The following is a 21086-nucleotide window of genomic DNA, read 5'->3' on the forward strand; positions in this document are numbered from 1 at the left end:
GCGTAGGGGCGTTGCCTGGTCAGTGTTGAAGCCCGCGCAGTGTCTCGGTCGCGGCGATGCCGTCGGTGATGAGGTCGACGGCGAGGCGGTCCGCCAGCCGCCGCGCCTTGTCCTCGGGCAACCGGGCGGCGTTGGCGATGCCGGGTGTCCAGGTGTGGTGGCGGTCCCAGAACAGGCCGCAGCTGCGGTGCTCGATGACCCATTGGCCGCCGTCGTGGGGCGTGACGGCGAGAACGTAGCGGTCCCACAGCGTGCTGGTCTCGGCGACAGCGCAGATCAGATGCTCGCGGGTCGGCTGGTGGTCGTGGTCAGGCATCGCGCTCCTTCTCGCTGTCCTCGAACGGCTGCAGCAGGGCCCACACCTCGGCGTCGCGGCCAGTGGCGAGCAGGTGGGCCGCTTCGGCGAGCCGGTTGCGCGGCAGGATGCCGCGCTGCTGGTAGAGGAAGCCGTCGTCGTCCCACCAGCCGAAGGGGTAGGGGATCATCGACGAGCCGTGCAGGTCGGCGTGGTCGAGCCGGGCGTCGATGTCGTCGCGGTCCGGCTCGATCGCCGCGGCGTCGGCCGCGATCTCGACGCGGTTGCCGACCGCGACCGGCTGGTCGGAGCTGGTGCACCAGATGACGTACTCGTCGGCGTCGGCGGTCGGCCGGATGATGACGTAGCCCATCAGACGTGCCTCTCCTTCTTCGCGGTCAGCGCGGCGGTGACGATCATCGGGCCGCTGCGCGGATCAGCTCGGCGGCGGTGCGGCCCAGCTCGGTGAGGCTGTAGATCCGGTAGTGGTCCGGGTCGGGGTCGCCGTTGAGGTCGCGCGCGCCGTGCCTGATCAGCCCCATCTGCTCCAGCACGAGCGACTTGCTGTGCACGAAGCGCCGGTCGGCGGCCGGGATGTCGCGCAAGCGCACCTCGTGGCCGCCGGCCTCCGCGATCAGCAGCAGGGCGATCGTCGACTTGTGGCCCAGCTGGGAGCCGCGCGGAGGGTTCGCCATCTCCATAGGATAACAGTGATTATCCTATGCTGTCTTCCTGTCTAAATTAAAATTATGCGTGAAACATGTTGGTACCTTAATTACGTGATTCTGCATTAGCCTGATGGTGTCCCCGGGTCGCCGGGACGGTCGAGGGGAGGACAGACGGTGGATCCCGACATCGCCGCGCTGCCGGACGTCCCGCCGGACGCGGTGCGCCAGCTCTACGCCGACGTCCGCGACGCCGACGACGACCAGGCGAGCTCGAACGACATCGCCCAGTTGCTCGACGACTGGTTCCGGGCGCACGGCTACCCGACCGTGCTCTACCGATGACCCCCGACCGCTTCGCGTCCACCGCCGCGCGACCCGCCGGGGGCGGCTCCGTTCTTCCCGTCAGCCGATCCATCCCCTGCTCGCGCAGGCGATCGGCACACCCCCCGACCTGAGGAGGTACGACATGGGCGACGCGCCCACCAGCACCACTGAGCCGCCCCGCCCGCAGCGCCGGATCCCCGGCGGCCGACCCACCACCAGGGAGGCCCAGTTCCTGGCCGCGCTCCCGGTCGACGGCTCACCGTCCACCGCGACGACGCGCGCCGCCGGCGACCCCCCGGTCGAGATGGCGGTGGTCCGTGGCTGGGCCATCCAGGAGTTCCTGGAGGATGGCCCCGGCCGGGTGCGGCACCGCATCACCCCTGAGGGGTTGTGGGCGATCGGCCGCGAGGCCGAAGCGGCGGCCCTGCGGACCGCGCAGCTGGCCACCCCCAAGGCCGAACCGCTCCCGCCGGCGCCGCTGGACGGCCGGCTCCGGCAGTCGGTCGCCGTGCTCACCGCGATCGCGGTCGGTGCCCGCCGCCTGCAGGACATCGTCAACCGGACCGGCATCAGCGCAGCCGGCGTCCAAGCGGCACTCGCCAGCACCACCGCCGCCGGACTGATCAGCCGAGACGTCCTCGGCAGGTATCAGCTCACCGACGCCGGCCGCGACCGCGTCATGATGCTCGCCCTGCGCGCCGCCGCGTCGACCCTCGGCGACGACGAGCTCGATCTGGACCAAGCCGACCTACCGACGATCTGGCAGCACCTGATCGCGCCCTACACCCTGCCCGGGTCGCGTCTGGAGACCCACCAGCAGATCCGGCCCGGCGTCGACGAGTACCTGCTGCGGCTGACCCCCGGCCGGCACACCATTGACGACGCACGGGCGCAGCGGGCCCGAATCGCCGCCGGGCTGCAACGCCCGATCGAGCAGCTCATCATCGAGGCGGGGCCGGGCGGAATCGGCAACCTGATCCGACTGACCCGGGTCGACGACACCAGCCCGCTGTACCACCCCGTGGACCACCCCGGCGCGTCCGCGTTCGACCAGGCCAGCGGAACCCTGCACATCGGGCTCTATGCCGATCACACCCCGGCGACCTGGCGGTTGTGGAACGAGCGCGGCACGATCCACCACCTCGTGTGCGGCGACAGCTCGGCCGGAACCGTCGAGCTGCTGCGCGGCGCCCTAACCGCCGTCGCCGGCGACGAACTCGTCCGCGCCTACTGCGTGGACCCCACCGGCCTCGACGACCTGGCCGCCGCCGGACATCCGACCGCCGTCACGCCCGCTACCGCAGTCGACCTGCTCGCGGAAGTCGCCGGGATCATCAACCAGCGCGGCCAGGAGGCCGCAGGTCAGCAGATGCTTATTCCGACCCCCGACCACCCGCTGATCCTGCTGGTCCTCGCAGGACTCCCCGCAGTGTTGGCCAGCGACAGGCGCGCGCGGTACCTCATCGACCAGATCCACCGGACCGCCTGCAGGGCCGGCGTCGCGATCATCGCCGACACCACATCGCTGCTGGTCAGCGAGTTCGGGGGGAACGTCAAGCTGCGGGACGGTCTGGCGATGGACGAGCTCACTGTCCTGCGCAGCAGTTGCAAGATGTCTGCCTTGCAACTGGCGCCTGGCCGCCCCGGCCTGAAGCCGGCCGCCCTACCCATCCGCTGGTTCAACGGCGTCTCCACCCGCGGCGTCGGATTCACCCCTCACCGTGACGCCGCGTTCCGGGCCTTTCAGGTCCGGGCGGACGGCTGAGCGAGCTGGTGGACTCCATGGTCAACGCGCCGCCCGGCATCCCGCCGGCGAACATCGCCGCCGAGCACGACAGGATCTCCACGGCCGTCCACGAGGCGGGACACGCGGTGGTCGCAACGCTCACCGGCATCGCCGTGCGCTACGCCACCCTTGCGCCGCGAGACGGCGTCGGCGTGGTCGTGCTGCGCCCGCGCCGTGGCGGCTTCCCGGCGCTGGAGTCGATCGCCATCTCCTGCGCTGGCCTGATCGCCGAAGACGTGGCCGGCACGGACGAGCGGTGGGGCATCGCCGAGGCGAGTCAGGACGGCGACGTCACCAACATCCGCGCCGCAGCTCGAGACTGGCACGCGGCATCCGATGGCGTCACCGTCCTGGACCTCATCGCCCGGTCGTGGGAGTTGGCCTTCGACCTCGTGCTCAACCACTACGGCGCGGTGCTCGCCGTCGCCGAGCATCTGCTGTCCAGCCGCAGGGCGCTGACCGGCCCGCAGATTCGCGGGTGCATCAGCAGCGCCCCCACCATGCGGCCGGAGTCGGTGCCCGCCGATGCTCACGCGTTCTGGATTCCGAACTACGTCAGCCTGCGGAACTGGGGGCCGGCGGCCCGCCGCCGGCGGAAGGCGGCTCCGGCTGGTGATACGTCTCGGCCGTCCGACCCGACCGAGAGAGGGGTGTGAGCCGTGCAGGGCACCGCGACGATGACCGTCAGCCGCCGTCCCGCAGATCCGCGCTGGTCCGATCTGGGCTCAACGGACCAGCCCGGCGACGACTTCCACCTCCTAGTCGATGACGCCGTCGTCGGCGGCACCTACTGGTGCGGCGCCGGCGACATCCCCGATGGGCAGCGCTGGGCCTCGTGGGGCCCGGCCGGGTTGTCGATGCGCCACCGCACCCGTGCGGACGCCGAGCAGGTGCAGGTGCGCGCGTACGCCGTCAACCCGGATGTCGTCGACCGGCAGATCGCCGAGCGCCGGCGCGAAGCCGCTGCGGAGGCCACCCTGCGGGACGCCGGCAAGGCCGCGCGGGCCCAAGCCCGCCGCGCGGTGCGACTCGGTGCCGACGAACCCGGCCCCACCGTGTGGGCCCTGCCCAGCTACCACTTCCTCTTCGGCGCCCACGACGAGGTCGCCACCGTGGCCGGCTGGCTCGGCGCCCACCAACTACACCGCGTCAGCGGACGGCACGAGATCCGGATCGAGCAGCGTGCCGCCCGGCGCGTCGTCGTGGTCGAGGAACTCGTTGGGTGGTCCAGCAGCGCGACGCAGACCAGGGTGGTCACGTGCACGATCGACCCCCCGCCGGTCGACACGACGCCCCGCCCCGACCTCGTTGACCTCCTCGTTCAGCACTACCCGACGACGTTTCCACTCATCGACTTCGGCCAGCAGCTCGCCTGCGCGGCCTGCACCAAGCACACCTCGCCCCGCGCCGTGACGCCCTGGCCCTGCTCCCCGTTCGTCACCGCCCGGGATGCGCCACAGCCGGGGGGCGCCGGCCGCCCATGCCGTGCTGTTTTGATGGACCATCCGTCCCACGACCGACCGGCCCGACCGTCCGGGACGCGGCACCGAGAGCAAGGAGTCACGCAGTGAGCATTCCGGCGACGAGCGAGTGGCCGCCCCCGCAGGAGCGCACCGGGCCGCCGTGCGGCTACAGCGTCTGCGATTGGCGGTTGCCGGTGAGAGTCGGTCGTGGCCCCAAGTTCTCCTACTGCCCGGACCGCAGGTGGGACGGCCGGACCTGCAAGGAGATGGCGGCGGTTGAGCGTGCCGCCTTGGAGGCCGCCGGCACGGCCGGCCCGCTCGACGTCGTTGCCCGGCTGCTGGACCGCGCCGAGGCTGCGGCCGCCCCGGTTGTCGAGCTGCACGAGCTCTACGTCGAGATCCGGCAGGCCCTGTCGACCACGGTCACCGAGGCGATGGGCACTACCAGGCAAGCCAGCCAGAGGGCCGCTGACGCCAACGAACGGGCCGAGGAGGCGGAACGGACGGCCCGGTCGGCGGCCGAGACCGCCCGGCAGGCCGCGCAGGAGCGGGCTGAGGCGGTCGCTCGCGCCGAGGAGGCCGACCAGCGGGCGCGCACGGCGCGCCGCGAAGCTGACCAGCAGGTCGCTGAGGCGCACAGCCGCGTTGCCGAACACGAGCGGGCCCGCGGCCGGGCCGAAACGCTCGCCGCGACCGCGACGCAAACGGCGAGGGAGCAGACCCAGCGCAGAGAGGCCGCCGAGACGGAGATTCGCCTGCTGCGCGAGGAACTGACCCGCGTTCAGTCGGACGCCGAGACGCAGGCCCGGTCGTTGCGCGAGCAACTCGACCTCGCGCGGTCTGGCGAATCGGCCGCGCGGACCGAGGTTGCCGAACTGAAAGGTCGGCTGGAGGCTGCCGACGTCGAGCGCGCGGGCCTACGCCGGCAGGTTGACGAGTTGACTGCCCAGGCCGACGACGCCCGCCAGGGCCGCGACGCAGCCGAGCAGCGAGCCGCCGGGCTGGCGGTCGAGTTGGAAGCGGCCCGCCGGCAGCGTGACGAGGCCCAGGGCGACGCGCGACAGCAGGCCGACCGCTCGGCCCATCTGGAGCGCGAACTCGCCACTGCCACCGAACGCGCGGAGACCGACGCCCGCCGTCTCAACCAGGTGCTCGATCGCCTCGGCGGGGAGCCCGACGGACGGTCACGAGCGTGACCTCGGTGACAAGCAACGACGACCTGCGCCGCATGCTCGCCGCTCCGCCTCCGATCCGTCCGGTCTCGGCGGACGCCGCCGACTTCGCCGCGTTCCGCGTCGGTGCCGACGTTGCTGCCCTGATTGCCTGGGGCGACCAGCTCGACGACGAGGGACGGGTCCACGGCCGACTGCACATCCTGCACCTGCGGTTCGACCAGCCTGAGCCGGCGTCCGCGCAACTCGAGGTGCGGGTCGCCTGTCCCACGGATCCGACCTGCATCGAAGCCTGGGACCAGGTGGAGCACCGCGTCGACCTGCTCGGCGTACTCGACGGCGGGCTAGCCGCAGGCGACCCGTTCTGCGAGATTCACGACGATGGGCACTAGTCAGCAGGCACTCACCTGCCCCGCACTCATCGCTCGTGTGTTGTATCTGTACTGATAGGGCGGTGCCGGGTAACGGCGACGCCTGGTGGAGCGCGCCGCGCTCCCTGCGAAGCATCCTGTGGGGCTCCGAACCTCTCGACGCGCCAGTTGTCGGATAGAACGACACTGTAGACCTGTCGGATTATCCGACATAGACTGTGGAGCATGGAATCCCAGGATGTGCGCGCGTCTACCCTCGACGCGCTGCGACGCTGGGCAGCGACCGACCGCCCCACCCTCGTCGCGGCTTGTTGGCGGGCTGGCAACCGGAACATCTCGGAGCTGGCTCGTATCGCAGGCGTCGGCCGGGAGGCGATCTACGCAGACCTGCGCGCCAAGGGCATCGAACCGACCCGAACCCGTGAGGAGCCCCCCACCATGCCGACCACCACCGGCCAGGCCGACATCGAGTTGCCCGTACCGGGCTGGCGCCACCCGCACTTGGTGAACGTGCGCAAGAGCCGTGACTGGCGCGGCGTTCGATACGAATTCAGCACCAAGCCGTTCACCGGTCGGGAGCCGGAGCCCGAACTGCCGGAGGAGTGGCGGAACATCCACCCCTCCGACGGCGACGGCGAGCGGAACTGGGAGCGCAGCTCGCAGCGGCACACCGAAATCGGCCTGGTCCGTAGGGTGTGGGCGCGGGCCCACTTCGGCTACCAGGTGGGCCAGTTGCTCGGGAGGCGTGACGGGCACCCGTACAGCACCCCGGCGGAGCACTGGCAGGCGTTCGTCGACGCCCGAGAGACCTTGCGCACGGCGTACGCGGCACTGGACACGACTCTGGACAACATGTGGAAGTCCGCTCTGCTGCGCGTCGTTGACGCTAAAGGGCCGGCGCAGGAGGCGGCCGAGATGTGGGACCGCCGCGCCTCAGAGTTCGCCGCGCTCGACGGGTGGCTGCTCAAGCAACTCGGCGAGGACGAGTACCCCACGCACGCGATTCGGGACGCGGCGAAGGAACACGGCGTTGACACCACCGACTGGCTGATCGAATCGCACTACGAGTACACCGAGACCTGGACGTCGACACCGGCCATCGCCGAGATTGAAAAGATGATCACGGCCGGGGACGAGCGGATCCGCCAGGTGAGCGGCCTCGCTGGCACCGGCGGGCACTAGATGATCTACGGCCCCGACGTGGTCCACCGCGTGACCACCCTGACTCACTGCGAGCCCGAGTTCAGACCGGATCACACGGCCGCGGCGAGCTGGATGGGCACTACTGGCGGCAGCTGCGCTGCCCAGCCTACTGACCGGTCGGGCGGCCACGTCGACCCGACCCCGATTTATCTGTACCGATAGAGCGATGCCGGCGACGCGGGGCGTCGGCAGCGAACGGCCCGGACGCCAGCGCGAGGCTTGGCGGCCGGGCCGTTTGATGGATGACGGCAGCGCGAGGCGGTGCCCCCTATCTGTCGACGAGTTCGAGGTCGTCCAGCACCCCCTCCAGCTCGTCGGGCTTGACGAGGACGTCGCGGGCCTTGGACCCCTCCGAGGGGCCGACTACGCCCCGGGTCTCCATCAGGTCCATTAGCCGGCCGGCCTTCGCGAAACCGACCCGCAGCTTGCGCTGGAGCATGGAGGTCGAGCCGAACTGCGAGGTGACCACCAACTCGACCGCCTGCCGAAACAGATCAAGGTCGTCGCCGATCTCATCGCCGTCCGCCGGGCGGCGCCCGGATCCGTCAGGCTCCGCGGACGTGGTGACGGTCGGGTCGAACTCCGGTTGCGCCTGGGCCTTACAGGCGCGCACCACGTTCTCGATCTCGGCTTCGTCGACCCACGCGCCCTGAAAACGGACGGGCTTGGCGGCGCCCATCGGCAGGAAGAGCCCGTCGCCGGCGCCGAGCAGTTTTTCGGCGCCGGGCTGGTCGAGGATGACCCGGGAGTCGGCCAGGGACGCGGTGGCGAAGGCGAGCCGGGACGGCACGTTGGCCTTGATCAAACCGGTGACCACGTCCACGCTCGGACGCTGGGTCGCGAGCACCAGGTGGATGCCGGCGGCCCGGGCGAGTTGGGTAATCCGGACGACCGAGTCCTCGACGTCCTTGGGGGCGACCATCATCAGGTCGGCCAGTTCGTCGACGACGACCAGCAGGTAGGGGTACGGCCGGATCTGCCGCTCGCTGCCGGCGGGTGGCTTGATCTGCCCGAGACGCACCTTGCGGTTGTACTCGTCGATGTGCCGTACCCCGGCGGCCGCCATGTCGTCGTAGCGCATGTCCATTTCGCGCACGACCCAGTCCAGCGAGTCGGCGGCCTTCTTCGGGTTGGTCACGATCGGCGTGACCAGGTGCGGGACTCCCTCGTAGCTGGTCAACTCGACTCGCTTGGGATCGATCAGCAGCAGCCGCACCTGGTCTGGCGTGGCGCGGGTGAGGATCGAGACCAGCAGGGCGTTGAGCAGTCCAGACTTGCCGGAGCCGGTGGAGCCGGCCACCAGTACGTGCGGCATCTTGGCGAGGTTGGCCAGCAGGACGTTGCCCTCGACGTCCTTGCCGAGCCCGACGATCATCGGGTGCGGGTCGCCGGTCGCCTGCTTGGCGCCCAGTACGTCGCCGAGCAGCACGGTGTCTCGTACGCGGTTGGGCACCTCGATACCAACGGCGCTCTTGCCGGGAATCGGGCTCAGGAACCGCGGGTCCTCGCATCTCAGCGCGTAGGCGATGTTCTTGCCGAGCTTGGTGACCTGCTCGACCTTCACTCCCTCTCCGAGCGTCACTTCGTACCGCGTGACGGTGGGCCCCTTGGTGCAACCGGTGACCTCGGCGTCGACCCGGAACTGATCGAACACCCCTGCCAGAGCCTTGCCGATCTCGTCGTCGACTCTGGTGCGGTTCCTGGCCGGTTTGCCGGTGACCAGAAGCGTGGGCCGGGGCAGCTGGTACTCGGCGTCCAGCCGCGAACGGGGTGCCGGCGGCGCGGTGGCCGGCCGGGCCGGGCCGGGCCCAGTCGCCGGGGCTGGGGCCTCGTCGGCGGTCGTCGCCGCCGGCGTGTGGGTGATGACCGTGGCGGGGTTCTTGTCGCTCACGGCCGGCGGCAGCAGGTGGACATCGCTCAGCACGTCCACCTCTGCGGCGCCCTCGTCCTCCTCCTCGACCAGGTCGTGGTCGGCTGCTGCGCGCCGGTGGCGGAGCCGCTCGTGCAGCGCCTTGCCGTGATCGATCAGGTCCACCACGGTGGTGCGGGTCGCCAGGAGCACGCCGTAGATGGTCAGGGCGACCAGAAGAAGGGCGGTCGCCCACGTCGGGAGCAGCAGGGAGGGCAGCGCTCCGCTGATCAGACCCAGGAGTCCACCGGCGCTGGCCGGTCCGGCGCCGCTGGCCAGCTCGAGTAGCCCGGTCAAACCCAGCAGGATGATCGCCCAAGCGGTGGCGGTCCGGGGGCGGTTGGGCATCCTCGGGGCGCGCATCATCCACACCCCGGAGGCGAGCAGGATCACGGGTGCGACGAAGGCCACGAGGCCGATAACCCACCGGATCAGCATCTCGATGACGTGGCCGGGCAAGCCCAGGCCGAACCACATGAGCTGGGCCAAGGCCAGTCCGAGTCCGAACAGTGCCAGGCCGGCGCCGTCGCGGCGGTCGCCCTGGTGGACCTCGGCGCGGCGGCCGACGCGTCGCACCAGCCACCCGGCACCGCGAGCGGCGGCGAGCACGACTCCCGCGAAGACGCGGCCGATGCCTTCGAGGGGGTTGGGGTCGCTGCTGCGGCGGCTACGGGTGTTGGCCGGGCTGCGGCGAGCCGGAGACGTACCGCGTCCTCGGCGGGTGGACGCGGAGGCGCGCTTGCGGTCGGACATCGGGGGCCTCGCTTTCTCAGAGGATCTTGTGGAGCGCCGGGCCGCGGTGGGGGTGGATCGTCGTGCCGTCGGGCAGGAGTTCGCCGGTGTCGTCGAAGGTGATGACGCCGTTGCAGAGCCGGCTCCAGCCCTGCTCGGGGTGACGGACAACGGTGCGGGCGGCGTCGCGGTCAGACGCCTCGGCCGGGGGGCAGGGCGGCTGGTGCTGACAGGTCGTGGTGCTCGGTTGGGGCAGCAGGTCGGCGATGGCCATGGGTGGTTGTCTCCTCCTGGCGCGGCGGCCGCCCGGACGGGGCCTTCTGGGTCGCCTCGGTTGGTCGGTGGCTTGAAAGCGATGAACGCGCGTGTGCCCGTGCGGTCGCGGAGCGCGAAGTGCCCGGGTTCGGCTTGTCCCGCCCAGGCGCGGCGCTACTGCGGTGAGGCGGCGCGTACGGCGACGTATTCGACGGCGCCGTACCGTCCCGGGCGCGGGGCGAACCGGATCACCCGGTCGCCGGTAGCGGCTGCGGTCGCTGCCGCCCAGCGGATCGCGGCGGTCGCCGCGCGCGGGTCGATACCGGTCGTCGTCGCGACTCGGCGGTCGCCGGCGTGCAGTTCCCAGCCGCCGGCCGGGTTGTGGGCCAGCACCCACTCCCCGACCGGTGGCTCCGTCCCGCATCCGGAGCAGAACCCCATCGGGTCCCGGTGCGGGTGCGGACAACAGGAGGCCAGCACACGCAGCGGGTCCTGCCCCGAGCCCGCATGGTCGGCGAACTCGAGCTCGGCCCGGACCGCCTGGATGATGTGCAGGGCCCGATCGGCGGTCACGGCGGCGTGCCGGGCCAGGGCCTTGCCGAGCATCTCCTGGGCGCCCGCGCGGGCCAGCGCGGCGAGTTCGTCGACCGGGTGCGCCATGTCGGCCAGGACCGGGTCATCCAGGCTGGTGAGGTAGACGGCGCAGCCGGTACAGGATCCGTGCTCGTCCTCGCCCGGGTGCGGACAGCAGGCGACCAGCGTGAGCCGGGCAGCCTGCCACTCCTCGGTGACCTCAATGGTGTCGAGGTGGGCGCGCACCGTGGCGATGGCGTCGCCTGCGTACCCGGGGTCACCGGTACACAGCGAGGCCAGCCCGGCGCGCAGAGCACGGCGCCGACGGGACCGAGCCAACCCGGCCAGGCCACCGGGATCCACCACGACCTGCACGATGCAGGCGGTGGCGGGAAGGGCATCGTCGTGCTCGGCGGTACCGTGCCCCTCCAGCCCCGCGACCGCGCCGAGCCTGGTCCAGAACGGGCCGTCGCCGATGCGGCACGTGCCGCACCACCAGGCGTGCGCGGCGATCGCGGTATACGTCGAGTCCGTCGCGGCGCCGGGGATCAGCACCGCCAGGTCGACCACGAGCGGGGGCGGGGCCGGTTTCGGTCGGCGGAACAACCAGTCGAGCATGGGGCTCCCTTCGATTTGCGGAAGTGGGGGACGCTCGCGGGCGGCGAGGTGGGCGAGCCGGTTCGGGTCAGGAGTGAGGTACGCCGTTGCGTGCCGCGGCGGTGACAGCCGGCAGGCAGCCCGAACAGAGGTCGCCCAACTGGGCGGGGTCATCGACCCAGCGGCGGCCGTCCGGGAAGGCATCGTCGTCGGTGCAGCCACACACCCGGCAGCGGCCGGAGATTGCGACCTCGGCCGGGTCGCGGCCGACATCACAGAACGGCGACCCGCACGGGAGGTCGCTGGTCGCGGCCAGTTCGCACAGCACGCAGGTGGCGGCGTCGTCGGCGTACCGGTCGCCGCCGGTCAGGACGGCGCCGCACAGCGCGAGGTTGGCGTCGCAGCACACCCAGTGCACGTCGGCCCTGGTGTCGATCACGGCGTCACCGAGGGCCTGGCGGTGGAGTGGCCTTGCGGCGCCGGGCCCGGAAGCTGCGCCAGGGGGGCCGCGGCCCGGATCGCCTGCCGGTGCGTCCTGCCAGGGATCGGCGTCGGACGCACGGCCCGCCTGGCCGCGCCAGTGCGGGTCGCAGCGGGAAGGGCGTGTTGCGGGCGACGGCTCGACAGCGCCGGCTGCCGCGCGGCGGGCGGCGGGTCGATCGGCTGACGGGCTGCCGTGCCAACGACGGCGGCGATAAGCCACCCGGCGCTGGCGATGCCGATGGCGACCTTCGGTGAGCCGACCTGGGAGGTCACCCCGGCGGCGGCCTGGGCGCCGATGGCGGTGGTGGTGGCCACGAAGACCGTGGCCCGGCGACGGAGGATACTCATGACGGTCCTTTCCTTCGGACTGGCCGGGCCGGGGCGGGGATTGCTGGCAGGCGTTGCCGCCCCGGGCCGGTGTTGGTTACGAGGAACTGCGGTGGGTGGAACCGGCCGCCACGAGTCCCGGGCGCCCGGCTGGGGAGAGCTTCGACCGACGGCGCAGGAGGTTCTCGGCGAGCACCTTGGCCCGGTTGATTTCGACCGCGGTGTCCTCAACCAGCGGAGCGTCCGGGTCCACGATGGGCGTAGCGATGCGTGTCTTGATGTCGAGGGTTTCGGCCATCGGCGGGTCGGATCCGTCGTCGGTGACCAGGAACCAGGCGGTGATCGGGTGCACCTGCCCGTCGCGGTTGCAGCGGCCGATGACCTGCTTGTGCTTGGCCGGCGTCCAGTCGAGCTCGCCGAAGACGATGTTCCAGCAGACCTCTTGCAGGCCGTTGATCCCTGCCCCGGAGCGCAGCGACAGCAGCATCACCCGGCACTTCGGGTCCGTCAGGAAGCGGTGCAGGTTGGCATCCTTCTGCGTGGGGGACTCACGGCCGGTGAACCGGACCGGGTTGTACTCGGCGAGTCGCTGTTCCCAGACCTCGTAGACGTCGTGGTGCCAACCCACGAGGAGCACCTTGTCGTTCTCCTCGTCTTCCTGCTCGAGAAGGAGCCGCACCCATTCGGCGACGAACGGCGCCTTGGCCAGTCCGGTCGCGTGCCGCACCCTGTTGTTGAGCTGTCCGGCGGCGGTGAACCGCTCCTGCTCGCTGGCGCTCTCGTCGAGCACGAGCCGGGCCATCGCGGTAACGCCTTCGGAGAGCAGCACCTCCAGCTTCTCGTGGTCGGTGTCGATCGCCTGCTCGATGGGCGATACCGGCGGGAGCTCCCGGCCCACGTCCTTGCGGGTGCGGCGCAGCATGAGCCCGCGCGCGCGAAGGTGGCTGCCCAGCGCCCGCGGATTGCGGATGTGCTTGCCACCCCACGTCTGCGTGAACTCCTCCTTGCTGCCGAGGGCGCCGGGGGAGTAGATCTCGACGAGGTTGAACAGCTCGTTGCCGTAGTTGTGGATCGGGGTGGCGGTAGCCAGCACCACGCACTCCGCCAGGCGCGCGATCATCGCGGCCGCGGTGTACCACCGGGAACCGGTGCCACCGGCGGCCTTCGGACCCGTACGCAGTTCGTCGGCCTCGTCGCAGACCATCATCCGGATCTTGCCGGCGAGGTGGTCACCCCAGCCGTGCAGCTTGTGGTAGTTGACGATCAGGATGTCGGGCTGCCTGCCGTTCATGCCTCGACGCTTGGCCGGCTCATACGGCGCGGTCTGCGTGATGATGTGGCTGGTCAGCCACGGGTAATACAGCGCCAACTCCCGGCGCCACTGCTTCACGAGGTGGGTCGGGGCGACCACGAGGGCGGGCAGCATCCCGGGCTCGCAAAACCGCAGTGTGGCCGACAGACTCTTGCCCAGCCCGAGGTCGTCGCCGAGCAGCAGCCCGCCGGTGGCCCGCAGAAGAGCGGGTACGGCAAGTTGGTAGTCACGCGGCTTCAGCGCCGGCTCACGGGCCCCGTAATCCCACGTCGTCGCGTCGCCGTCGAGCACCCGCATGACCTCGACCTCGGCGTTGCGGTACTGGTCTGCCAGCCTGTTGAGCATGGCGAGGCACTTCGCGTCGTAAGGCTGGAGCGGGTAGAGGTCCATGAACCACTCAAGGCGGCGACTGCTCTCCGGCGTGACCGTCAGGTACACCCAGCCCTGCGAGTCCTGGTCGTGGCCGGGAAAATTGCGCTTGAGCATCATGGTGGTGTCAGGCGTGGCTGCGATGACCCACTGCGGCCGCCGCCCTTCACGCTCCAGGTAGGCGTACTTGCCCGAGGTGGTCGGCATCGACTACAGCCCCCCTCGCCGCAACAGCACTACGGTCAGGGGCTTGCCGCCGATCTCGGTGGTCAGCCCGTTCAGGTGCCGGCGCACGGTGGTGACGAGCATCAGCTGGTCGACCCGGTCGCTCTCGGCGTAGCGCTGCAACTGCCGGCGGACGTCGCCGTTGGCCCCGGCGATCTTCACCTCGATCGCGAGCGATACCGACTCCTGGTTGACCAGGAAGTCCGGGCGGTCGCGGTCGTTGAGCCACACCTCACGCTTCGGGTGTAGCCCCGCGTCGGCGAGAACCTGCTCGATCCCGGTCTGCAGTTCGGTCTCGTTGGCGTACCTGAACCGCTTGCTCCGGATGAGTGTCCCGATGTCCTTCAACTCGGCGGCCTCCTCGCCTCGCGCGCTGGACGGGGTTCGGTACGGGTGAACGGGATTCGCCGCCCCACGTCTCGCGTGAGTACAGGCTACACGTGTAATTTATGATACTCAACGGTTGGCGGCTTGGGGGATATCACCTCGGGCGAGCCGGCGGTAGCCTTCGGTCGCGAGCTGGCCCGGTGCGGCGCCTTCCCCCGTGGGTGCCGGACCGGGCCGCCTCCGACTCAGCCTCCGCATCGCGCGGAATCGGCCCGCAGTCGGTGGCCGTCGACGGGATCGTCTCGACCGCTCCACAGCGGTGACAGCGGAAGACGCGATGCCAGCGGCCGCACCGGCAGCCGACGTCGGTGATACCGGCGGGTGCGTACTCGTCGCCGCGAGGGCACCTGGTTGGCTGCGGGCCCTTCCATTCGCGGTACCGCCAGTACCGGCACGCTGCGATCGACGGGTCCGTTCGGACCCGCATCACGATCTCGCGCAGTTGCGCCACCGTGCTCACCTGCAGCGTGATGACGGCGGGACCCGGCCAGCCCCATTCCCGGTTGAGAACGACCCGCCATGACAGGTCCCAGTCGTCCACCTCAGGCAGGCCGGTCGAGCCTGGTGACCCTCGCGCTCCGGACCGGGGCGGGCAGGGGGATGGGGATGCGCACCTCGCGCTGCTGGGAGGCCGCGCCTCGACCGACGCTGGTGACGACGGCCTCGGCGTGGCGTAGTCGCCCTCGCCCCTCCGCCAGGCCGTGCCACCGCGGGCCGGCGACGCGTAGACGCACGTCGCAGCCGACCCATGGCCGCGTGGTGATCAGTACCGCCCCCGTACGCCGGGCGCGTGAGGCCAGAGCGCGGGCGGTGCCGTCCGCAACCTGCGCCGGCGGCGCCAGGACGACCATGTCCACGCCGTCGATCAGCGCGGCGACCACCGTGGGCCAGTCCACGCCCGGGTCGGGCACGAGCGCCAATCTCTGCAGGGGCACGCCTTGCTCCGCAGCGGCTACCATGCCGAGCGCGGGCAGACCGACGATGGCCGCGTACCCCGATTCGCCCATCGCTTCGGCGAGCAGCCCGAGAAGCACCGACGTGCCGCGTTCCACGGAGATGGTGCAGCCGCGCCTCAGCCCGGCCGGCCAGGGCAGTAGCGGGGCCAGCAGCGGATGAGCACCGAGGTACCCGTCTGGCCGCAGATCTCGAAGCTCGGACGCGGCCCCGACCAGCCGGCGCGCCGCGGCGAGGGAGGCCGCGCCGCTCGCGTTGACCTCGGCGAGGATCCGGCGAGCGCTCGCCTGGCGGCGTTGCGGCCCGCCGGGCGACTCGAGCACCGCCGCCATGTCCGTACCCACTGGCCACCTCCCCCGGACGAGTTGCGTCTCCGAGCCACCCGAACGCGGGGGAAGTGTCGAACGTGTGTGCGAAGACAGGGGGAGCGTAACTCCGACGATCCCAGTCGGCCAAGCAGGTCAGGGCTGGTTTCCTGCGGATGCGCCGGGAAGCTTTCCTGCGGATGCGCCGGGAAGCGTTCGGATCAGTCCAGCCGGACCCGCTCGGCCCACCGGACCGCCTCGGTCGCGGTCGCGCAGGGCAGGACGTGCTCCGCCGTCGCGTCCCGCACGATCGCAGCGGCGAAGCGGCTCCGGCGGGTCGGCTGCGCCACGGGCTGGATCCGGACATGCGCCCTCGACCCGGGTGGGGCGTACCAGGCGGCGTGGTCGTCGAGGCGCCAGTGGTCGCGCCCCCTCACGGCGTCGACCAACTCCTCCTCCTGACTCACCGCTGAACCGTACTCCGCCTGTTCTCGCTGGTCACTGGGGTTCGTGTCAGCGGACGCCGGCGTGCATACGCTCGGGCATCAGCTCGCACAGGAGTTGGTAGGTGTCCTTGTCCAGGTCCTCCGGGACCTCGGCCTCACGCACGCGAATGAGGTCGCCGAGGATCTGCTCGAGCTCGGCGACGTTGCCCTCGGCGGCGGCCACCCGCAGCAGATCTCGCCAAGTGATGTCGCTGGTCCGGTCCGGATCGGCCAGCCACGCCTGGTCGACCGCCCACCGGGCTCCGGTGATGTCGCCGCCGTCCAGGCACAGCTCGACCAGGCGGTGGGCAGTGTCCACCACACCGGAGGTCAGGTGGTGCGGCTGGATGTCTGAGGTGGGCAGCCAGGTGTACGGATTGCGGGCAACGGCTGAGTAGGCGATGTCGGCGCCGGCCAGAGGCGCGCCGCGGACCAGGCCGAGCGCCTGGCGCAAATCTCCGGTGCCGGCTGGGCCCCGGCTCTCGCCTCGGCTCCGCAGGCGGCGGAACAGGTGCCAGTCGAGCAGGTAGCCCTCGCGCAGGCGGTACCGGCGGTCGCTGGTGGCGTCCGGCAGCCACGGCTCCCCGTCGGCGGTCTGACCGAGCCAGCGCCGTGCCCGAGACACGTCGACCCGCCTGCTGGCCGGCTTGACCTGGTGACCCGGCCACAGCGCCTCATCGAAGGCATCGGTCGTGGCACCGCGCTCGCCGCGAGCTGCCAAGTAGGTGATGATCTCGGCGTAGAAGCGGACCCGCTCGGATGGGACACGACCGGGCGCCTCCACCGTGACTGGCCCGAGGATCGCGACGCGAGGGCTTGCCGGGTCGCCATCGACCCACCGGCGTACGTCGGTGTCCAGGCTCGGATCGTTGTGGCGACGCCGGATCGGCGACGTCACGCGTCGACGGGTCTGCAGAGGCAGGGAGGGCAGGGCGACGATGGCTGGCACCTTGGCGCCCGCGTCGGGCTCCGGCGCGTCGTCGCCCTCGGTGATGTCGGGCACCGCGCCGAGTTCGGCGGACAGAACCTCGGCTGCGGTCTCAACGGAGGTCGGTTCCTCGGGCTCGTTGACCCCGTCAGCTGACGCCTCGCGCTCCTCGGTGGCAACGGGGGTGCGCGGCTCGTCCAGCAGGCCGCCGGCGGCGTCGGTGCCCTCGGCCCACGACTCGGGCTCCGGGGCGGGCGGGACCAGCGGCCAGTCGTCATCGGCTACCGCAACCGGGCCCGGGGCGGCGCTGGGCGTGCCCTGCCGGGCCGTGGTGAGGAGATTGGCCAGGTCGGCCAGTTCCGCACGGGGCAGCCGGGCAGCGGTGAGGCTGGCGTCGTCGCCGGTCAGGCCGAGAAACTCCACGGTCAGCCGACCGTCGGCGGCGATCGCCACAGGCCAGCGTCCAACCTCTGCGTCAGTGACGACCGCGACCGCGACGGCACAGCGCCCTGCGGCGGCAAGGTCGTTGTCCAGGGCCTGGAGCGCGGCGACCTCATCCGGGTCCGGTTTGTGCGCCAACAGGACATGCGGCATCCACGCGTCGGCGGCGATGTCCGCGACCCGGCCGGAGAGCGGGTCGCCGGCCCCAAGGTGGTCAAGTGACTGCACGACCTGGGAGGCCCGTCGTCGGATGCGGTCGATAGCGACCGCGACGCTCGGAGCGGCGTTGACCCGGTCGCCAGCGAGCGCGATGAACTCGGCTGTCTCGGTCGCGTCGAACCCCGCGACGGTGACCTCGACATGGTCGCTCCACGTGTTGCACGACAGCTCAGCGGCGAGATAGCGCAGGAGGTCACCGCTGCGCTCGGGATGACCGGTGATGGACACCACGCCGAGCCGCTCCAGGTCAAGCAGCAGGTGCACGCCCGGTCGGGAAGCGACCGCGACCAAAGTCGGCAGCGGCGCAATCTGTCCGTCGACGTCCGGCAGCTCCACGTCACCGGGCAGCGTCCAGGTCATCTCGTCGCCGATCCATGGCGCGGTCGGGTTCGGGCAGGGCCTGGTGAGCAGAAGGTTGACCGTGTCGCCGGTCAACCACGCGCCGACGATGTCGGGCATCTGCTCGGCGGGTCGGTCGACCAGCGTCGCGCCGAGGACCCGCAGCGCCTGGTCGAGCCGGTCCACCGCGATTGGTTGTGCGACCACCCGCAATTCCTTTTCCACCTCCGGCCGAACGGGCTCGGGCAGCCGCCGGCCGACCGGGCGGTGCTGCTCCTGGCGACGGCGCCGCCGCCGTAGCGTGGTGAGGGTCAGCGCGGCGAGCAGGCCCGCGCCAACCAGTGGCACGCCCACCAGGAGCGCGGTGTCGAGGGCGTCGTCGCCTGAGTCGGACTGATCGCCGGCGGGAGCTGACTCCACCGCTAGCGCGGGCGTCGGGCTGGCCGGCGCGGTCCTCGGGGTTGCCGTTGGATCGGCCGCTGCCGCGGTCGTCGTTGGATTCGGGGTTGCCGGGCTGGTCGACGCCTCGGCGCTCGGGCTGGCCGGGGTGGTCGTCGGTGCAGCGCCCGTCGGCGCCGGCCCGGGCTCGGCGCCAGCGTCGGCGGGTCCGCTTCCGGTCTCGGGCTCGTCGGCCGGGGCGGTGGGGGCCGCGGGCTGCTCCGGCGGCGGATCGCGGTCGATGACGTGGCCGGTCGCGTGGGGGCGCGCACCCCGCTCCACGGCGCTGTCCGGGAGCTCGATCACCTGGCCCGGGCGGATCCGGTTCGGGTTCTGTAGGTCGTTGAGCCGGGCGAGCTCCGGGTAGCGATCAAAGTCGCCCAGATACCGGTCCGCGATGCCGCCCAGGTAATCGCCCTTCGCGACGCGGTACTCCTCGCCGTCGGACGACTCAGCGCGGGAGGTGGGATCGGCGGCGACCACCACGGCGGCCGTCGCGGCGGCCGGGTGGTCGACCATGGCGACCGCCGACGCGGGCGGTGCGGCGGTGGCGGGCACCGGCGCCGCGGTGGCGGAGATGGCCGGCCCGGCCACCAACAGGCTGACGGCGGCGACCAGCACAGCCGCCAGCCGCTGCTGCGGCCCGAGCACCGGAAGGCGCCGGGCGACCCGGCCGCGCACGTGCGCGACCACCTCCCTGACCACCGACACGGCGAACGTCGCCCAGGCCAGCCAGCCGACGACCGCGACAGCGGCGATGAACAGGGTGCCGCTCTCGTCTGGTCTGATCATGGCCTGGCCTGCTTCGGCCAGGGTGGGAAGCCGTTCCGGCACGCCGGCGAGTTGGACCAAGGCGATCGGAATACCGACCAGCAGGGCGATCAGCGTGATCAGCGCTGCAACGCCAGATACGATCTGGCCGGCGCTACGGGCAGGGCCTCGCATCACGCACCTCCTCTTTCACCAAGCGCGAAGACCCTGATCCCACCATCGATCCGCACGGGCGGGAAACCGGGCGCACCCGTTCGCCCGGTTTCACCCGGTGAGCAGTTGCGCCGTGCTCTCTCCGGTCACCGGGAGTTCGCCGATACCGATCAGCGACAGCATCTGGGTTTGGTAGGTGATGGTGACGGTCACCGTCACGCGCTGCCCGTCCGCGCTGGGAATCACCTCGCCGTCCACCCCCGCGCTGGCCAGGTAACTCTCGCCGGCCGCAACGGCCGCTGCGGGGTCCACGACCTTCTCGCCGCCCGGTACGGCGAGCTGGAACTGGATCGACTGCCCTGCTGCCCGGGCGGCCTCCATCGCGATGGAGTCGGCCCGCTTCAGGGCGCGCATCTTGCCCCCGCCGTCCACCGCGAGTCCGATCATCGCGAGAACACCGAACGCCAGGACCAGGACGAGCAGGGCGACCCGGCCGTCATCGCGAGCTGCGGCACGTAGATGGCGTCTCATTGGCGGGCCCGGTACCAGTCGATGGGCGAGGTGAAGGACGCCTCAAGCGTTCTCGATCCTGGCATGCCGGGAGCTGCGATGTCCGCGAAGCTGACGGCGCAGGTGATGTCGACAGTGACGGCGGCCGGCGTGCCGACCTGCCGAGCGAACTGGGTGGTGTTGACCGCGACCACCGGGTCGCACGACAGCCCCTGGTTGGACAGGGATGCGTTCGCGGTGGCGTTGGCGTTGGCCTGCGCCTCGGCCGCCGTCCGCGAGATCGACGCGGCGCGGGCCGCGTCGTGTGCTGCGGCCTCGATCGCGCCGGCGGCGACCTCGATCCGCATGCCGATGACGGCGAACGCGAGGAAGGCCAACAAGGGCGGGGCGAGGATCACCGTCTCCAGTGCCGCCGACCCGTCGTCGGCGGGCCGCCGCGCCCGCCACCAGGTGATAAGGATGCTCATCGGGTGAACCGTTCGACCGGGCCAGTGGCGGTCTGGCTGACGTTCCAACCGGGGATCCAGGGCACCAAGGACGGGCTGAGGCCGGTCACGGTCACGCTGACCTGCTCGGGCCCGGCGTTCACCTGGACGTTGGTGTTGGACAGGCTGCTGCCGGCAGCCTGGTCGACGAAGTCGTTGGCGGCCGCGAACGCCTCGCCAGGGCCGCCGGTGTAGGCCCGGCCGGCGTCGACGCCCTGCTGCGCAGCGGTCAACGCGATCGACCGCGCGTAGGAGTATTCGGCGATCTGGATCGCCAAGAACAGCAGGGCGAGCACCACCGGGGCGACGATCATGAACTCGACTGCGGCTGCTCCGTCGTCGGCGCGCAGCCGCGCGCCGAGCCGCCTGCACCACCGGGGTACGGGCAGGCTCGGCGCGTGGCCATCGTCGCTCATGTTCAGACGATCTGGGGAAGCCGGTTGTTGATGGCCAGGGTGATCGCGCCGGCGACCAGGCCAGCGATCAGAAGGGCCAGGATGGCGAAGATCGCCCATTCGATGGCGGTGGCGCCTCGGTCGTCGCTGACCTCGGCGGCTCGTGCCCGGACGTATCCGACCAGGATCTCGATGAGGGGCATGTTGTTTCT

The 21086-nt window shown here is 71.3% G+C and carries 24 protein-coding genes; 7 read left to right on the plus strand and 17 right to left on the minus strand.

All coding sequences use genetic code 11. The annotated features are described in order from the left end of the window. Window positions 1-19: 19 nt before the first annotated feature. The 3 genes from AB0J36_RS13680 to AB0J36_RS13690 are packed head-to-tail and all read right to left on the minus strand — an operon-like array spanning window position 20 to window position 990. Window positions 20-316: a hypothetical protein gene (locus tag AB0J36_RS13680; RefSeq protein WP_363660590.1), complete on the minus strand. Its 297-nt coding sequence runs from the start codon at window positions 314-316 to the stop codon at window positions 20-22. Further along, window positions 309-668 (minus strand): hypothetical protein, encoded by a 360-nt coding sequence (locus AB0J36_RS13685; protein ID WP_363660591.1) that lies wholly within the window; start codon window positions 666-668, stop codon window positions 309-311. The genes AB0J36_RS13680 and AB0J36_RS13685 overlap by 8 nt, the downstream gene beginning before the upstream one ends. Window positions 669-711: 43 nt before the next feature. Next, window positions 712-990 (minus strand): hypothetical protein, encoded by a 279-nt coding sequence (locus tag AB0J36_RS13690; protein WP_363660592.1) that lies wholly within the window; start codon window positions 988-990, stop codon window positions 712-714. Between the two features lie 147 nt (window positions 991-1137). Here AB0J36_RS13690 and AB0J36_RS13695 point away from each other — a divergent pair, with 147 nt between their 5' ends. The 7 genes from AB0J36_RS13695 (at window position 1138) to AB0J36_RS13725 (ending at window position 7261) form a co-directional block, all read left to right on the plus strand. After that, a complete protein-coding gene (locus AB0J36_RS13695) occupies window positions 1138-1305 on the plus strand; it encodes a hypothetical protein (protein ID WP_363660593.1) in 168 nt (55 codons plus the stop codon). Window positions 1306-1429: 124 nt separating this feature from the next. Further along, the gene (locus AB0J36_RS13700) at window positions 1430-3052 is read left to right on the plus strand and encodes a hypothetical protein (protein ID WP_363660594.1); all 1623 of its coding nucleotides are present in this window, start codon (window positions 1430-1432) and stop codon (window positions 3050-3052) included. 17 nt (window positions 3053-3069) lie between these two features. Then, the gene (locus AB0J36_RS13705; protein WP_363660698.1) at window positions 3070-3729 is read left to right on the plus strand and encodes a M50 family metallopeptidase; all 660 of its coding nucleotides are present in this window, start codon (window positions 3070-3072) and stop codon (window positions 3727-3729) included. Between the two features lie 3 nt (window positions 3730-3732). After that, entirely contained in the window at window positions 3733-4644 is a 912-nt protein-coding gene (locus AB0J36_RS13710; RefSeq protein ID WP_363660595.1) for a hypothetical protein, read from the plus strand. A 158-nt stretch (window positions 4645-4802) separates the two neighbouring features. Then, on the plus strand, window positions 4803-5732 hold the full coding sequence (locus AB0J36_RS13715) for a hypothetical protein (protein WP_363660596.1): 930 nt from the start codon (window positions 4803-4805) through the stop codon (window positions 5730-5732). Window positions 5733-5737: 5 nt separating this feature from the next. Continuing rightward, window positions 5738-6100 carry a hypothetical protein gene (locus AB0J36_RS13720; protein WP_363660597.1) on the plus strand — a complete coding sequence of 121 codons (363 nt, stop codon included), beginning with the start codon at window positions 5738-5740 and terminating at the stop codon, window positions 6098-6100. Window positions 6101-6304: 204 nt separating this feature from the next. Continuing rightward, window positions 6305-7261: a hypothetical protein gene (locus AB0J36_RS13725; protein ID WP_363660598.1), complete on the plus strand. Its 957-nt coding sequence runs from the start codon at window positions 6305-6307 to the stop codon at window positions 7259-7261. Window positions 7262-7550: 289 nt separating this feature from the next. On the opposite strand, the gene AB0J36_RS13730 is transcribed toward AB0J36_RS13725, so the two are convergent. The 14 genes from AB0J36_RS13730 to AB0J36_RS13795 form a co-directional block, all read right to left on the minus strand. Next, window positions 7551-9944 (minus strand): DNA translocase FtsK 4TM domain-containing protein, encoded by a 2394-nt coding sequence (locus AB0J36_RS13730; protein WP_363660599.1) that lies wholly within the window; start codon window positions 9942-9944, stop codon window positions 7551-7553. Between the two features lie 16 nt (window positions 9945-9960). After that, window positions 9961-10197, minus strand: coding sequence for a DUF5999 family protein (locus AB0J36_RS13735; protein WP_363660600.1), 237 nt, complete (start codon window positions 10195-10197; stop codon window positions 9961-9963). A gap of 155 nt (window positions 10198-10352) precedes the next feature. Beyond that, a complete protein-coding gene (locus tag AB0J36_RS13740; protein WP_363660601.1) occupies window positions 10353-11369 on the minus strand; it encodes a hypothetical protein in 1017 nt (338 codons plus the stop codon). Window positions 11370-11436: 67 nt separating this feature from the next. Next, entirely contained in the window at window positions 11437-11787 is a 351-nt protein-coding gene (locus AB0J36_RS13745) for a hypothetical protein (protein WP_363660602.1), read from the minus strand. Then, window positions 11784-12179, minus strand: a complete 396-nt coding sequence (locus AB0J36_RS13750; protein WP_363660603.1) for a hypothetical protein — start codon at window positions 12177-12179, stop codon at window positions 11784-11786. The genes AB0J36_RS13745 and AB0J36_RS13750 overlap by 4 nt, the downstream gene beginning before the upstream one ends. A 76-nt stretch (window positions 12180-12255) precedes the next feature. Further along, window positions 12256-14046, minus strand: coding sequence for a DEAD/DEAH box helicase (locus AB0J36_RS13755; protein WP_363660604.1), 1791 nt, complete (start codon window positions 14044-14046; stop codon window positions 12256-12258). A gap of 3 nt (window positions 14047-14049) precedes the next feature. Beyond that, window positions 14050-14412 (minus strand): hypothetical protein, encoded by a 363-nt coding sequence (locus AB0J36_RS13760; protein WP_363660605.1) that lies wholly within the window; start codon window positions 14410-14412, stop codon window positions 14050-14052. A 581-nt stretch (window positions 14413-14993) separates the two neighbouring features. Beyond that, a complete protein-coding gene (locus AB0J36_RS13765; RefSeq protein ID WP_363660606.1) occupies window positions 14994-15749 on the minus strand; it encodes a hypothetical protein in 756 nt (251 codons plus the stop codon). 182 nt (window positions 15750-15931) lie between these two features. Beyond that, window positions 15932-16177 carry a hypothetical protein gene (locus AB0J36_RS13770; protein ID WP_363660607.1) on the minus strand — a complete coding sequence of 82 codons (246 nt, stop codon included), beginning with the start codon at window positions 16175-16177 and terminating at the stop codon, window positions 15932-15934. 46 nt (window positions 16178-16223) lie between these two features. Next, a complete protein-coding gene (locus tag AB0J36_RS13775) occupies window positions 16224-19505 on the minus strand; it encodes a LysM peptidoglycan-binding domain-containing protein (RefSeq protein WP_363660608.1) in 3282 nt (1093 codons plus the stop codon). A gap of 90 nt (window positions 19506-19595) precedes the next feature. Further along, window positions 19596-20015, minus strand: coding sequence for a hypothetical protein (locus AB0J36_RS13780; protein WP_363660609.1), 420 nt, complete (start codon window positions 20013-20015; stop codon window positions 19596-19598). Continuing rightward, window positions 20012-20461 carry a pilus assembly protein gene (locus tag AB0J36_RS13785; protein ID WP_363660610.1) on the minus strand — a complete coding sequence of 150 codons (450 nt, stop codon included), beginning with the start codon at window positions 20459-20461 and terminating at the stop codon, window positions 20012-20014. The genes AB0J36_RS13780 and AB0J36_RS13785 overlap by 4 nt, the downstream gene beginning before the upstream one ends. Beyond that, window positions 20458-20895: a TadE/TadG family type IV pilus assembly protein gene (locus AB0J36_RS13790; protein WP_363660611.1), complete on the minus strand. Its 438-nt coding sequence runs from the start codon at window positions 20893-20895 to the stop codon at window positions 20458-20460. Before AB0J36_RS13790 ends, AB0J36_RS13785 begins: the two co-directional genes overlap by 4 nt. A 2-nt stretch (window positions 20896-20897) precedes the next feature. Further along, window positions 20898-21077, minus strand: coding sequence for a hypothetical protein (locus AB0J36_RS13795; RefSeq protein ID WP_363660612.1), 180 nt, complete (start codon window positions 21075-21077; stop codon window positions 20898-20900). Window positions 21078-21086 lie beyond the last annotated feature (9 nt).

The organism is Micromonospora sp. NPDC049662, assembly GCF_040675055.1.
Taxonomy (GTDB): Bacteria; Actinomycetota; Actinomycetes; order Mycobacteriales; family Micromonosporaceae; genus Micromonospora.

Excerpts from the sequence above, each read along its gene's own strand:
- AB0J36_RS13680 (WP_363660590.1), bottom strand. The coding sequence starts at position 316 with ATGCCTGACCACGACCACCAGCCGACCCGCGAGCATCTGATCTGCGCT.
- AB0J36_RS13685 (WP_363660591.1), bottom strand. The coding sequence starts at position 668 with ATGGGCTACGTCATCATCCGGCCGACCGCCGACGCCGACGAGTACGTC.
- AB0J36_RS13690 (WP_363660592.1), bottom strand. The coding sequence starts at position 990 with ATGGCGAACCCTCCGCGCGGCTCCCAGCTGGGCCACAAGTCGACGATC.
- AB0J36_RS13700 (WP_363660594.1), top strand. The coding sequence starts at position 1,430 with ATGGGCGACGCGCCCACCAGCACCACTGAGCCGCCCCGCCCGCAGCGC.
- AB0J36_RS13705 (WP_363660698.1), top strand. The coding sequence starts at position 3,070 with ATGGTCAACGCGCCGCCCGGCATCCCGCCGGCGAACATCGCCGCCGAG.
- AB0J36_RS13715 (WP_363660596.1), top strand. The coding sequence starts at position 4,803 with ATGGCGGCGGTTGAGCGTGCCGCCTTGGAGGCCGCCGGCACGGCCGGC.
- AB0J36_RS13725 (WP_363660598.1), top strand. The coding sequence starts at position 6,305 with ATGGAATCCCAGGATGTGCGCGCGTCTACCCTCGACGCGCTGCGACGC.
- AB0J36_RS13730 (WP_363660599.1), bottom strand. The coding sequence starts at position 9,944 with ATGTCCGACCGCAAGCGCGCCTCCGCGTCCACCCGCCGAGGACGCGGT.
- AB0J36_RS13735 (WP_363660600.1), bottom strand. The coding sequence starts at position 10,197 with ATGGCCATCGCCGACCTGCTGCCCCAACCGAGCACCACGACCTGTCAG.
- AB0J36_RS13740 (WP_363660601.1), bottom strand. The coding sequence starts at position 11,369 with ATGCTCGACTGGTTGTTCCGCCGACCGAAACCGGCCCCGCCCCCGCTC.
- AB0J36_RS13750 (WP_363660603.1), bottom strand. The coding sequence starts at position 12,179 with ATGAGTATCCTCCGTCGCCGGGCCACGGTCTTCGTGGCCACCACCACC.
- AB0J36_RS13755 (WP_363660604.1), bottom strand. The coding sequence starts at position 14,046 with ATGCCGACCACCTCGGGCAAGTACGCCTACCTGGAGCGTGAAGGGCGG.
- AB0J36_RS13775 (WP_363660608.1), bottom strand. The coding sequence starts at position 19,505 with ATGCGAGGCCCTGCCCGTAGCGCCGGCCAGATCGTATCTGGCGTTGCA.
- AB0J36_RS13780 (WP_363660609.1), bottom strand. The coding sequence starts at position 20,015 with ATGAGACGCCATCTACGTGCCGCAGCTCGCGATGACGGCCGGGTCGCC.
- AB0J36_RS13785 (WP_363660610.1), bottom strand. The coding sequence starts at position 20,461 with ATGAGCATCCTTATCACCTGGTGGCGGGCGCGGCGGCCCGCCGACGAC.
- AB0J36_RS13790 (WP_363660611.1), bottom strand. The coding sequence starts at position 20,895 with ATGAGCGACGATGGCCACGCGCCGAGCCTGCCCGTACCCCGGTGGTGC.
- AB0J36_RS13795 (WP_363660612.1), bottom strand. The coding sequence starts at position 21,077 with ATGCCCCTCATCGAGATCCTGGTCGGATACGTCCGGGCACGAGCCGCC.